The organism is Nocardia sp. NPDC004722 (assembly GCF_053601505.1).
In genome coordinates, this window is the sequence record NZ_JBSGBY010000207.1 from 1 (window position 1) to 12,629 (window position 12,629).

A 12,629-nucleotide genomic window follows, 5' to 3' on the forward strand; every position below is an offset into this window, starting at 1 on the left:
CCATCGTGCCCAGCTCGCTCGAGCACTGGTGGCGGCTGCCGGTGCTGGTGCTGTCCGCGTGGCCGTTCCACGACACCGAGGGAGCGGTGGAGGTATTGAATGCGCTGGCCGCACCCGGGCGGACAGTGGTTTATCTGTCGTCGACCGCCGTGAATGACGCTGGGCCGCAATCGGATCTGATACCGCTGCTGCACGCGGAGATGGAGGCGCTGGTCGCGGCGGCCACGACGGAGTGGACGGTGGTGCGGGCCGATGCCCTCGCCTCCAACTCGCTGAGCTTGGCGCGGCAGGTTCGGGCGGGTGACGTGGTGCGCGCGACCGAGGTGGCCCCGAGCGCGGTGGTGGACGAGGGCGATGTCGCGGCGGTGGCGGTCAGGGTGCTCACCGAACCCGGTCATCTCGGGCGCACCTACCTGGTGACCGGGCCGCAGGTGATCGGGCGCGCGGAACGGGTCGCGGCGATCGGGGCCGCGCTGGGACGGTCGCTGCGCTTCGAGGTGCTGCCGGTCGAGGTGGCCCGGGAGACGATGAGGGCGGCCGGACTGCCCGAGCGGCAGATCGAGTCGCTGGTGTCGATGACCGAATTCCGGCCGCGCTCGGAGTTGATCACCGACACGGTCGCCGAGTTCACCGGGCGACCGGCCCGCGATATCCGGGAGTGGTCCGTCGAGCATGTCGAGGATTTCCGGTAGCCGGGCGGTCGCCACCAACCGATGCGGGTCCGCGGGGCATAAGTTCGACACTGATCGAATTACATGAAGGGCGGGTGTCAGCACGCCCGCCCCTCAGACCATGACAGCCGATCCATGAAAGCCGGTGCCAGCATGCCCGTCGCACTGTCCGTCCTCGATCTCGCCACCATCGCGCCCGGCCAGACCGCGCGCGACAGCTTCCACAACAGTGTCGAGCTGGCGCGGGCGGCGGAACGCAGTGGATACGAGCGGGTTTGGTACGCCGAGCACCACAATATGGGGTCGATCGCGTCCAGCGCGACGAGTGTGCTGATCGGGTATGTGGCCGGGCAGACCGAGTCGATCCGGTTGGGGGCGGGCGGGATCATGCTGCCCAATCACTCACCGCTGGTGATCGCCGAGCAGTTCGGGACACTCGAGTCGCTGTATCCGGGGCGCATCGACCTGGGGCTGGGTCGTGCGCCGGGCAGCAGCCAGGAGACCATGCGGGCGCTGCGGCGCGATCACACGTCGGCGGACACGTTCCCGCAGGATGTGCTGGAGTTGCAGGGATATCTGAGCGGCGATTCGGTGATTCCCGGGGTGAAGGCGGTGCCGCGGGCGGAAGGTGTTGTGCCACTCTACATTCTGGGATCGTCGCTGTTCGGGGCGCAGTTGGCCGCGCATCTGGGGTTGCCGTACGCGTTCGCCTCGCACTTCGCGCCCGACGCCCTGTATCAGGCGGTACGCGAATACCGTGACCGGTTCAAGCCGTCGCAGCAGCTGGCCGAGCCGTACGTGATCGCGGGGGTGAACGTCTTCGCCGCCGAGGATCACGATGTGGCCGAGGAGCAGAAGACGGTCTCCTACCGCGAGCGCACGCGCCGGTTCATTCAGCGCGGAACCAAGGACATGGAGTTCTCCGACGAGGAGATCGACGCGTTCCTGGCCTCCCCCAACGGGCAGCACCTGGCCAAGATGACCACCTACACCGCGGTCGGCACGTCCGCCGAAGTGGTGTCGTACCTGGAAGATTTCGCCGCCGAGGTGGGGGCCGACGAGTTGATCACCGCGCACCACGCGCTGGGGATCGAGGATCGGGTGCGGTCGGTGGAGCTGACCGCAGCGGCCATCCCGGCCCGCGAATCCGTCGCAGGCTGAACGCGATCGCGGCGAACAGCGCCAGGGTCAGCCACACATAGGCGTTGTGGACGAACAGCGCCCACGGGCCGTGGTCGGCGAGGTCGACGACGCTCTCGCGCGGGAGGCCGAAGAGCAGGAACAGGCCGCCCGAGCAGAGCACGAAGACCACGGCGACGGTCACGGTCCACGCGAGTGAGCGGTGCTGAGTCGCGAGGTGGGCCAGGTAGATCAGCAGTGGTGCGAGCCAGACCCAGTGGTGGATCCAGCTGAACGGGGAGACCACGGTGGTGGTCAACCCGCACAGGATCACGGCGGGCAGTTCACGCCCGGAGTCCGAGAGCTCGCGGGCCAGCCACAGGCAGATCGCGGCAATGGCGAGAACCGCTGCGAGCCAGACGATCTGGATCGCGCCGCCCGCACCGAGCGCGCGGGCGAGCAGGCCGCGCAGGGATTCGTTGTACGGGGTCTCGGGTGCGCCGATGCGGGAGGAGTCGGCGAACGCGCCACCCCAGAAGGTGAGCGAATCACGTGGCAGCACCGCCAGACCGATCACCATCGTGGCCAGCAGGGTGCCGGTGGCGGTGGCGGCCGCGCGGTAGCGGCGGGTCAGCAGCAGATAGACGAGGAAGAAGGCCGGGGTCAGTTTGATGGCCGCCGCGATTCCGGTCGAAACACCTTTGGCGCGTGCGGAATCGGGCAGCGCGGTATCGGCCAGCACCAGCAGCAGGAGCAGGATGTTGATCTGCCCGAAGGCCATGGTCGAGCGGATCGGCTCGCACAACAGCAGCAGCCCCGCGGCGGTGGGGCTCACGATCAGCAGGCGGCGGTCGTGGCGGTAGCCGAGGATCGACAGGGATGCCCACACCGCGCCGGTGAGCATCGCGAAGTTCGCCAAGCCGCCGAACCAGGTGAAGACCGCGCCGTGCAGCGCCGTCAGCGGCACGAACAGCAGGGCCGCGAACGGGGTGTAGACGAAGTCCCAGCCGCTGCGCGCCTGTGGATGCAGCGGGGTGTCGTACACCGAGATCCCGTGCAGCACACGGTCGGCGGCGATGCGGTAGGCGTCGAGGTCTTCCAGGTGCAGCATCGCCCGCGGGTTCATCACCGCCTGGCCCAGCCATTGCAGTCCGGCGAGGGTCCCCGCCACCGCGACCAGCCACACCACGACCGGCGGAATCGAGCGTCGTTGCGACGCCTCCTGATTCGCGGCCGCCGCCTCGTCGATCTCCGGCAACGGCATGACGTACCCCTCGAGCTCCGGTTGCCCGGCTCACCGTAGTGAGGGGAACGGTCCGCCGCCCGCCCCGAATTTTAGGCGCTTGTGTTTCTGATTATCGTGCGGACGGGTCCGAGGACCTCTCCCCGTGGAAGGGATCGACATCGCGGCCCGGGAACCACGAGCGACCGGGTTCGGTCCAGCCGTGCGCCTTGATCGCCCGCTTCGCCGCGCGATGATTGCGTCCGATGAGCCGGTCCAGATAGAGGTGGCCGAGCAGGTGATCGGTCTCGTGTTGCAGGCAGCGGGCCAGGTAGCCGGTGCCCTCCACGGAAACCGGCTGATTGTGGATGTCGACGCCCGAGACCCGCGCCCAATCGGCCCGCCCGGTCGGGAACCACTCCCCCGGCACCGAGAGGCAGCCTTCGCTGTCGTCGTCCGGATCGGGCATCGTCTCGGGGATCTCCGAGGTCTCCAGCGCCGGATTGATGACGTAACCGCGCTGACGGCCTTCGGAATTCAGCAGATCGTAGACGAAAACCGCACGCGGATCGCCGATCTGGTTGGCGGCCAGGCCCGCGCCGCGGGCGGCGGTGTTCGTCTCGAACAGGTCCTCGACGAAGCCCGCCAGCTCGGCGTCGAATGCGGTGACGGGCACGGCCGGTGTGTTCAGTCGAGGGTCGCCACAGATCAGGATCGGTAGAACAGCCATGCACTATTTCTGCCAGAAAGGTGCCGAGAGATTGCCGCCGGGGTCCGGATGCTGGCCGGGTCGGGTGCGGCGGTCCGGTGGGCGGGTGGCCCAGGAGAGCGCGGTCAGCAGGGCCATGACGGTGAGGATCACGACCTCGCCGCGCATATATCCGGTCGTCAGGTGCGAGGCGATGGCTCCGGTGTAGACGAAGAACGTTCCGGCATAAGCCCATTCCTTCACCAAGGGGAAACGCGGGGCCAGCAGGGCGAGCGCGCCCAGCCACTTCCAGGTGCCGAGGATGACCAGAAAGTAGGTGGGGTAGCCCAGGTGGACGATGACATCGCGGGCGATCGGGAGCCGGGCCACGTCCCACCAGCCGCCGACCACCAGTTCGGCCGCGACCAGCAGGGTCGCCGACCAGTACAGGACCACGCGGTCGGGAACGATTCGTGTGACGATGGTGTGAGTAGTCATGACACTGGGACGTTCGGCGGGCGCGAAATATGTCAGACAGCGACTCGGGTTCCGCGACGGAACAGTTCGAACGGCGGCGCGCACGACTCACCGCCCTGGCCTTCCGAATGCTCGGCGCCTCCGGCGAGGCCGAGGACGCGGTGCAGGAGACCTGGCTGCGCTGGCACCGCACCGACCCGCACGACATCCGCAATCTCGACGGCTGGCTGACCACCGCGCTCTCGCGCATCTGCCTCGACGTCCTGCGCACACGTCGGACACGACCCGAGTTTCCGCTGGGAACCGTTGTACTCGAACGACTTCCCTACGCCCCAACCGTCGGCGACCCCGAAGAACGGGCCGTGCTGAGCGCGGACCTGGAACGCGCGGTGCTGGTGCTGCTGCATCGATTACACCCCGCCGAACGCGTGGCGTTCGTGCTGCACGACATGTTCGAGGTGCCGTTCTACGAGATCGCGGAGATCCTGCGCCGCTCCCCCAACGCCGCCCGCCTGCTGGCCAGCCGGGCGCGGCACCGAGTGATCGCCGACTCCGACGACCTGCGGCCGGACACGCTGCGCGAGCACCGGATCGTGCGAGCTTTCCTCGCAGCGGTGCGCGCCGGTGACATCGCGGCGGTGCTCGCACTGCTGTCCGTGGACGTCGAGGTCTCGGCGGACCGGTTCGCCGCGCCCGGTCGCGCCGCGATCACCGTCGCGGGCGCGCCGCGGGTTGCACGGCTGGCGGCCGGGTTCGCCACCCGCGCCGAATTCGCCGCGGTCGTGCTCGTGGACGGTCGGGTCGGCGCACTGGTCGCAGCCCGCGGCGAGGCACCCGCGGTGATGGCGTTCACCGTCGACGGTGAGCGGATCCTCCGCATCGACGTGCTCGCCGACCCGGAAGTGCTTGCACACCTACCCGTCACGATCCCCGACTTCACCGCATGGTGACAGTCTCCGCGGCCGGCGACGCCGCCTCCACCTGCGCACGTCGCTTCGCCATGCTGCCATCGGGGCGCGCCGCACGGCGACGTTCAACGCTGGGCGATCGGGTTCAGCGGGTGGCGACGAGTTTCACAGGGCCTTCGAGGAGGGCGTCGATGGAATCGTCCCAGGCGACGGTGCGGGTGGTGACCAGGCTGGGGTCGAAGCGGCCGGTGGCGACCAGGTCGAGGATGTGCGGGATGGTCGGGCGGGCATGCGCGCGGCCGGTGTGGAAAGTGCAGCAGCGCGAATACATTTCGAGCATCGGGAGCGCGACGTCCTGGGTCTGGACGCTGACGCTGGTGCAGTAGCCGTCGTTGGCGGTGGCGCGGATCGCGGCGACCAGGGCCTTCGCGCCGCCCGCGGCTTCCACCGTGACCGGGAAGCGCCCGACTCGCTCGGTCGGCTTGCCCTCGATCGGTTCGGCACCGAGTTTCGCTGCGAGGGCCAGTCTTTCGGGATCGGTGTCGAGATACACCGTGCGCGCCGAGCCCAGAGCGACCGCCAGGCCCGCCGCGTACAGGCCGATGGAGGCCGCGGCCTGGCCACCGAGGACGAGCACCTCCGCGCCCGGATCGGTCGAAAGATGCGGGGCCACCGTGCGGTAGGCGTCGGCGATATTGTCACTGGCACTGGCCACGGTGGCGGGATCGACACCGGACGGCAGCGGCACGAGCATGGCGTCCGCGTGCGGGACGACGACCAGATCCGACCAGAAGCCGCCCCACTCCAGGCCGCCCATCGGGCCCAGGCCGTAACTCGACATGAGGGGGTGGCTGGCGCAGTTGCCGGTGCGGCCGCGGCGACAGGAATCGCAACTGCCGCAGGAGATTTGGAAGGGGACCACGACCCGGTCGCCGGGGCGTATCGCGGTCACCGCGTCACCGACGGCGATGACCTCGGCCACGCCCTCGTGACCGAAGGCGTAAGGCCCGGGCAAGGGGAATCTGCCTTGCAGGATGGCGGGATCGATATCGCAGGTGGCCACGGCGATCGGCCGGACGAGTGCCTGCTCCGGGCCGCCGAGGGCGGGTTCGGCGGCGTCCTCCCAGTGCAGAGCGTTCGGTCCGTCGAGTACGAGTCGCTTCATCCTCCGATCCTTGCTAGAACGTTCTTTCTAGTCAACCCACCCTAGGGTGAATTGGCCTCGGCGGCAGCGACTTCCGCGAGACTCAGCCGGATCAGCCGGGCCATGGCCGCCGCGACCGTGTGCAACGGCTCGTCACTGCGGCGCACCCGCGCCAGAATCGTCGCGCCCTCGTAGGCGGCGACCACCGTGGTGGCCAGCCCCCGCGCCTCCCCCGGCTCCATACCCAGCTCGGTGAGCATCTCCGCGAACCCGTGCGCCATCGCGTCGAAGGCCGAAACGCAGGCGGTGCGCACGGATTCGACATCGCTGCCGCCATCGAGGGCGGGCGTGCCGACCGGACAGCCGTCGGTCCAATCGGTGTCGGCGAGTTTGGCTGCCATGAAATCGAACAGGGTCGCCGCCGTGCCGAACACATCCCCGGGGGCCTGCCGGATCATGCGGCCCACCAGCACCCCGGTGCCGGTGATGGCCGAGACCGCGATCTCCTCCTTCCCGCCCGGAAAGTGGTGGTAGATCGACCCATACGGCAGCCCCGCCGCTTCACTCAGCTTCTTCAGCCCGAATCCGTGATAGCCGTGCCGGGCGAGTAGCCCGGCCGCGGCGACCTCGATTCGCCGTTTCGAATCGGACACCATCCATCCAGAGTATGAGCGGGGTCCGACAGCGGCAGCGCGAATCGTGTTCGCGCAGTGGATCAACCGAGCGTGGTCAGCGCCGCGCGCAGCTTGGCCGCGGCGGCATCGGCGACCTCGCGCAGCGCGGGATCACCCGCGACCTGCACCATCAGCTCGGGATTCATCGCCTCGACCAGGACCGTGCCCGCCTGCGCGGGGTCGCTGCGCACCACCACATTGCACGGCAGCAGCATCCCGATCTGGCGGTCCACACCGAGCGCGGCGTGCGCCAGCGGCGGGTTGCAAGCGCCCAGGATGAGGTAGTTCTCCATGTCCGCGTCCAGCTTCGTCTTCATGGTCGCGGTCACGTCGATCTCGGTGAGCACCCCGAAACCCTGCTCGGACAGGGCTTTCCGGGTGCGCGCCACCGCATCGGCGAAATCGGTGCGCAGGGTGACGGACAGGGCCATGGTCATGGCATTCCTTTCGCGGGTCAGGCCAGGGCGAGGAAGAGCTTCTCGAGCTCCTCCACGGTCATCGGCTCGGAGTTCTCGGCCTGCTCGCCGCTGAGGCAGTCGCGCAGGCCGGTGGCGACGATCTTGAAACCGGCGCGGTCGATGGCGCGGGAGACCGCCGCGAGCTGGGTGACAACGTCCTTGCAGTCGCGGCCCTGCTCGATCATGGAAATGACGCCGGCCAGCTGGCCGTGGGCGCGGCGCAGGCGGTTGAGGACCTGGGCGATGCTGTCTTCGTCACCGATCATGATGGCTTCCTTCCGTGGGTTATTGCAGTTCACTATACCCCTAGGGGTATGTCAGTGGCCAAAGCTGACGTCCGGCAGCACCCTGCGCAGCCAGCCCGGCGACCACCAGGCGGCGTGCCCGGTCAGGCGCAGCAGCACCGGCAGCAGGATCAGGCGGATGAGCACCGCGTCCAGCAGCACGGCCACGCCGAGGATGATGCCCATCTCCTTGGGCGGCAGCGGGTCGGCCAGGGCGAAGGTGAAGAACACCGCCACCATGACCGCCGCGGCGGCCGCGATCACCCGGCCCGAGTGGGCGAGGCCGTCGATGTGCGCGACGGCCGGGTCGCCCGAGCGCTCGTAGTGTTCCTTCGCGGTGGCCAGCAGGAAGACCGTGTAGTCCATGGCGATCGCGAAGATCATGGCGAAGAAGAACACCGGGCCCCAGCCGTCCAGGAAGCCCTGCGGGGTGAAGCCGAGCAGGCTAGCGCCGTGACCGTCCTGGAAGATCAGCTTGGCGACGCCGAACGCGGCGGCGGTGGACAGCAGGCTGACGCCCGCGCCGAGCAGGGCGATGAGCGGAGCGCGCAGGGCCACCAGCAGGAGCAGGAAGCCGAGCACCAGGATGATGCCGACGACCAGGGGCAGGTAGTCGTTCAAAGCCTGTTGCAAGTCCAGGTTTTCGGCGACCGCACCGCCCACGAGGGCGTCACCCGGCAGTGCGGAACGCAGTGAATGAACGAGGTCGCCCATCGCCGGATCGGAGGGGTCGACGGCCGGGGTGGCCTGGATCAGGACCAGGTCGCTGCCGTCGGCGGCGGCTTGCGGTGGGGAGACCATCGCGATTCGACTGTCCGAGGCGGCGATTCGCGCGGCCTCCTGAGCCTGTGCGGCCGGAGCGACGATCTGCAACGTGCCCGGCGCTCCCGGCCCGAACTCGCGCTGGACCAGTTCGTAACCCTGCCGCACGGCGGCATCGGCGGGCACCACCTGAATCGAAGGCATGGCGACCTCGAGCCCCGTCACCGGTGCGGCCAGTCCGACAAGAACCAGTAGCGAACCGATGGCAAACGGCCACGGGTGGCGGTGCAGCAGCCTGCCCCATGCCGCGAACAGCGGCGAACGATGCTGCTGCCGTGCGGCATAGGGCAACGCACCCTTGTTCACCCGGGTGCCGAGTGCGCCGAGCACCGCGGGCAGCAGGGTCAGGGTCGCCAGCAGGACGAAGGCGACGGCGAACATGATGCCGACGGCCATGGTCCGGACCGCGGGCGCGGGCACCACCAGCACCGCCGACAGACTGACCAGCACGGTCAGGCCGGAGAGCAGCACCGCCTTTCCGGCTGTAGCCATGGTGACCGCGACCGCCGTGCGTGGCGGGGTGTCGCCGCGAATGGCGTCGCGGAAGCGCGAGACCACAAACAGCGCGTAGTCGATGCCCAGCGCGAGGGCGAACATCATCGCGAAGTTCATGGCCCAGACCGAGATCGGCGTGACATGGTTCAGCAACACCAGGCCGCCCGCCGAGGCGATCAGACCGGTCAGCGTCAGCAGCAGCGGCAGTCCGGCCGCGACGAGGGAGCCGAAGGCCAGCACCATGATGGCCAGGGTGACCGGCCAGGAGAACATCTCGGCCTTCATCATGGCCTCGTGGTTGGCCTTGTTGAAGTCGCTCCACAGCGCCGACGCCCCGGTCGGATAGACCTCGAATCCGTCGGTTCCCAGCGCCTGTAGTCGCGGGCCGACATCGGTCACCGCGGCCACCATGGCGTCGGTGCTCGCGTTCGCGCCCGCCAGCACGATGCCGGTGTGGCCGTCGCGGCTGATCGACTGTCCCGGCGTGGGTGCGACGAGCGCACCGAATCGGCTGTCGCCCCGCAGGATTGCGCTGATATCGGTGACCAGGCGTTGCGCGGCGGGACTGTCCATGGTCGCGGTGTCGGAGTGGATCACCACCTGCACGGCGGCCGCGGAGTTCCCGCCGAAATGCTCTTGCGCGAGTTCGCGCACCCGCACCGATTCCGAACCGTCGGCCTGCCAGCCCGCCCCCGCGAGGGAGTTGAACACGGCGGGCGCGGCCGCACCCAGGGCGACCGAGAGGATCAACCAGAAACCGAACACCCAGCGGGCGTGATCGACCATCCAGGCTCCGAGCCTGCCCAGCAGTCCGCCGGGTGCGACCGGGTGCGCGGCGGCGTCGGCGACGCCGACCGTGGTACTTCGCATTTGACTTCCTTCCATACCCCCTGGGGTATCTGAAGGCTATACCCCTGGGGGTATCTGTGGCCATGTGGAATGGCTCACGGCAACCATCGGGCACACCGTCGAACCCGCGCTACGGCCATGCGATCGGCGTCGCGGGCACGCCCCCGGACTAGGCTTCGCAGCTGTGGCGGTAGTGGAAGGCGCACGGCGCAGAGTCATAGAAGTAGGACGCCGGGCCCTGGGCCTGGACGTCCCCGCTGCCGACCACACCGTCGCCGTGCTGCACAGCGTGGATCAGGATGTGCCGGGCCTGGACCGGCGAGAAACCCTGCAGCTGATGCGAATCCGGCTGCTGGGCGCGACCGGCGCGGTCATCATGGCCATTTCGGCGCTCGGTGTCGGCGCGCAACCGGTGCACCAGAATCCGACCTCCGGACTGCGGGTGCTCGGATTCTTCGCGCGCGCGGGCACTTCGACGCTGGCCATGTGCATGATCGGGACCGTGCTGGTGGTGATGGCCTGGCTGCTGCTGGGCCGCTTCGCCATCGGCGGCTGGGGCGGCAATCCGCGCCACCGGCTCACGCGCTCGCAGATGGATCGCACGCTGCTGCTGTGGATCATCCCGCTCAGCGTCGCGCCGCCCATGTTCAGCAACGACGTGTATTCCTATCTGGCGCAGAGCGAGATCTCCGCGCGCGGGCTGGACCCGTACAAGGTCGGGCCGGTCGAGGGGCTCGGGCTCGACAATGTGCTGACCAACAATGTGCCCAATATCTGGCGGCAGACGCCCGCGCCCTACGGGCCGCTGTTCCTGTGGATGGGCCGCGGCATCTCCTCGATCGCGGGCGACAACATCATCGCCGGGGTGTGGCTGCATCGGCTGCTCGCCTTGGCGGGCGTGGCGTTGATCGTGTGGGCGCTGCCGCGACTGTCGCGACGCTGCGGGGTCGCGCCGGTGAGCGCGCTGTGGCTGGGGGCGGCCAATCCGCTGGTGCTGTTCCACCTGGTCGGCGGCGTGCACAATGACGCGATCATGCTCGGGCTGATGGTGGCGGGCGTCGAATTCTGCATGCGGGCGCTCGACGATATCCATCCGTTCGATCGAAAAGCCTGGGCGCTGCTTGTATTCGGCGCGGTGGTGATCACGCTGTCGTCGTCGATCAAGATTATTTCGCTGGTGTCGCTGGGGTTCGTGGGTATGGCGCTGGCCCGAAGGCTGGGCGGTCGATTACGCGATGTCCTGATAGCCGGGGCCGTCCTCGTCGGCATAGCCGTGGTCGTCACCTTGCTGATCAGCGGTGCCAGCGGACTCGGATTCGGGTGGATGAATACGCTCGGCGCCGCCACCTCGGTGCGCAGCTACCTGTCACTGCCCACCGCGATCGGGATCATCACCGGATTCGGCGGCGTGTTGCTCGGATTGGGCGATCACACGACCGCGCTGCTCGACATCACCCGGCCCATCGCGGAACTGATCGCGGCGTTCATCACCGTGCGCATGCTCATCGCCACCTGGACCGGACGGCTGAATCCGATCGGCGCGCTGGGGGTTTCGCTCGGCGCGATCGTGCTGTTCTTCCCGGTGGTGCAGCCCTGGTATCTGCTGTGGGCGATCGTGCCGCTGGCCGCCTGGGCCAACCGGCCGGCCTTCCGGGTTCCGGCGGTCGTGCTGTCCGTCGTGGTGAGCATGATCGTGATGCCGCGCGGTGCCGACTTCTACGTTTTCCAGATCGTCGAATCCGCCATCGCCACCGTGATCGTCGGCCTCACCCTCATCTTCCTGACCCGAAATGTGCTGCCGTGGCGCAATCAGCCGGGGGTGTCGGCTCCGTCACAGCGACCCACGCCCTACGGTGTCTCATCGTGACCGCAGCCTCCGGACCCGCCGTACACGTCGACGGCGTCGTGAAACGCTACGGCGAGACCACCGCGGTCGACGGCATCAGCTTCGATATCGAACGCGCGCAGGTGCTGGCGCTGCTCGGCCCCAACGGGGCGGGCAAGACCACCACCACCGAGATGTGCGAGGGGTTCGTGACCCCCGACGCCGGGAGCGTGCGGGTGCTGGGCCTGGACCCGATCGCCGACTCCGATCAACTGCGGCCGCGCATCGGCGTGATGTTGCAGGGCGGCGGCGCGTACCCCGGCTCCAAGGCCGGGGAGATGCTCGATCTCGTCGCCTCCTACTCCGCCAATCCCCTCGACCCGGCCTGGCTGCTGGACACCCTCGGGCTCAAAGACGCTCGGCGCACGCCCTATCGGCGGCTCTCGGGCGGGCAGCAGCAGCGGCTGGCGCTGGCCTGTGCGCTGGTCGGCCGCCCCGAGATCGTGTTTCTCGACGAGCCGACCGCCGGATTGGACGCGCAGGCACGGCATCTGGTGTGGGAGCTCATCGACGCGCTACGCCGCGACGGCGTGAGCGTGCTGCTCACCACGCACATGATGGACGAGGCCGAACAGCTCGCCGACCAGCTGGTCATCATCGATCACGGGCGCGTGGTCGCGCAGGGCACGCCCGCCGAGGTCACCTCACACGGGGCCGAAGGACGGCTGGCATTCACCGCGCCACCCAAACTCGACCTGTCGCTGCTGGAAGCCGCACTGCCGGAAGGGTTCACGCCGCGCGAGACCGCGCCCGGCTCCTACCTGCTGCAAGGCGACATCACCCCGCAGGTGCTGGCCACCATGACCGCCTGGTGCGCGCGAATCGACGTGCTGCCCACCGACATTCGCATCGACCAGCGCCGACTGGAAGACGTGTTCCTGGAACTGACCGGACGGGAGTTGCGCGGGTGACCGAGACCGTGAACCGATTCGC

The 12,629-nt window shown here is 68.7% G+C and carries 13 protein-coding genes; 5 read left to right on the forward strand and 8 right to left on the reverse strand.

The genetic code is table 11. The features are described 5' to 3' along the window. Together ACWELQ_RS21000 and ACWELQ_RS21005 are read left to right on the forward strand one after the other, a co-directional pair. The coding region (locus ACWELQ_RS21000; RefSeq protein WP_452398730.1) for an NADPH:quinone reductase at window positions 1-692 on the forward strand (692 nt) is incomplete at its 5' end. A 132-nt stretch (window positions 693-824) separates the two neighbouring features. Further along, window positions 825-1,832: an LLM class flavin-dependent oxidoreductase gene (locus tag ACWELQ_RS21005; protein WP_452398731.1), complete on the forward strand. Its 1,008-nt coding sequence runs from the start codon at window positions 825-827 to the stop codon at window positions 1,830-1,832. On the opposite strand, the gene ACWELQ_RS21010 is transcribed toward ACWELQ_RS21005, so the two are convergent. From ACWELQ_RS21010 to ACWELQ_RS21020, 3 genes are all read right to left on the reverse strand, one after another. After that, window positions 1,738-3,054, reverse strand: a complete 1,317-nt coding sequence (locus ACWELQ_RS21010) for a glycosyltransferase 87 family protein (protein ID WP_452398732.1) — start codon at window positions 3,052-3,054, stop codon at window positions 1,738-1,740. The genes ACWELQ_RS21005 and ACWELQ_RS21010 overlap by 95 nt on opposite strands. 91 nt (window positions 3,055-3,145) lie before the next feature. Then, window positions 3,146-3,742, reverse strand: a complete 597-nt coding sequence (locus tag ACWELQ_RS21015; protein ID WP_452398733.1) for a peptide deformylase — start codon at window positions 3,740-3,742, stop codon at window positions 3,146-3,148. A 3-nt stretch (window positions 3,743-3,745) separates the two neighbouring features. Beyond that, window positions 3,746-4,198 (reverse strand): DoxX family protein, encoded by a 453-nt coding sequence (locus ACWELQ_RS21020; RefSeq protein ID WP_452398734.1) that lies wholly within the window; start codon window positions 4,196-4,198, stop codon window positions 3,746-3,748. A 29-nt stretch (window positions 4,199-4,227) separates the two neighbouring features. Between ACWELQ_RS21020 and ACWELQ_RS21025 the strand changes: the two genes are divergently transcribed. Next, window positions 4,228-5,127 carry a sigma-70 family RNA polymerase sigma factor gene (locus ACWELQ_RS21025; RefSeq protein WP_452398735.1) on the forward strand — a complete coding sequence of 300 codons (900 nt, stop codon included), beginning with the start codon at window positions 4,228-4,230 and terminating at the stop codon, window positions 5,125-5,127. 103 nt (window positions 5,128-5,230) lie between these two features. Here the strand turns inward: ACWELQ_RS21025 and ACWELQ_RS21030 are convergent, their stop codons facing one another. The 5 genes from ACWELQ_RS21030 to ACWELQ_RS21050 are packed head-to-tail and all read right to left on the reverse strand — an operon-like array spanning window position 5,231 to window position 9,832. After that, the gene (locus ACWELQ_RS21030; protein WP_452398736.1) at window positions 5,231-6,250 is read right to left on the reverse strand and encodes a zinc-dependent alcohol dehydrogenase; all 1,020 of its coding nucleotides are present in this window, start codon (window positions 6,248-6,250) and stop codon (window positions 5,231-5,233) included. 41 nt (window positions 6,251-6,291) lie between these two features. Beyond that, window positions 6,292-6,885, reverse strand: coding sequence for a TetR/AcrR family transcriptional regulator (locus tag ACWELQ_RS21035; protein WP_452398737.1), 594 nt, complete (start codon window positions 6,883-6,885; stop codon window positions 6,292-6,294). Window positions 6,886-6,944: 59 nt separating this feature from the next. Then, window positions 6,945-7,340, reverse strand: a complete 396-nt coding sequence (locus tag ACWELQ_RS21040; protein ID WP_452398738.1) for a DUF302 domain-containing protein — start codon at window positions 7,338-7,340, stop codon at window positions 6,945-6,947. 17 nt (window positions 7,341-7,357) lie between these two features. After that, window positions 7,358-7,627, reverse strand: a complete 270-nt coding sequence (locus ACWELQ_RS21045) for a metal-sensitive transcriptional regulator (RefSeq protein WP_452398739.1) — start codon at window positions 7,625-7,627, stop codon at window positions 7,358-7,360. A gap of 51 nt (window positions 7,628-7,678) precedes the next feature. Next, window positions 7,679-9,832, reverse strand: coding sequence for an MMPL family transporter (locus ACWELQ_RS21050; RefSeq protein ID WP_452398740.1), 2,154 nt, complete (start codon window positions 9,830-9,832; stop codon window positions 7,679-7,681). Window positions 9,833-9,995: 163 nt separating this feature from the next. Between ACWELQ_RS21050 and mptB the strand changes: the two genes are divergently transcribed. Both mptB and ACWELQ_RS21060 read left to right on the forward strand, forming a co-directional pair. Beyond that, window positions 9,996-11,678 (forward strand): polyprenol phosphomannose-dependent alpha 1,6 mannosyltransferase MptB, encoded by a 1,683-nt coding sequence (gene mptB / locus ACWELQ_RS21055; protein ID WP_452398741.1) that lies wholly within the window; start codon window positions 9,996-9,998, stop codon window positions 11,676-11,678. After that, entirely contained in the window at window positions 11,675-12,607 is a 933-nt protein-coding gene (locus ACWELQ_RS21060) for an ABC transporter ATP-binding protein (protein ID WP_452398742.1), read from the forward strand. Before mptB ends, ACWELQ_RS21060 begins: the two co-directional genes overlap by 4 nt. The last annotated feature ends 22 nt before the right edge of the window (window positions 12,608-12,629 follow it).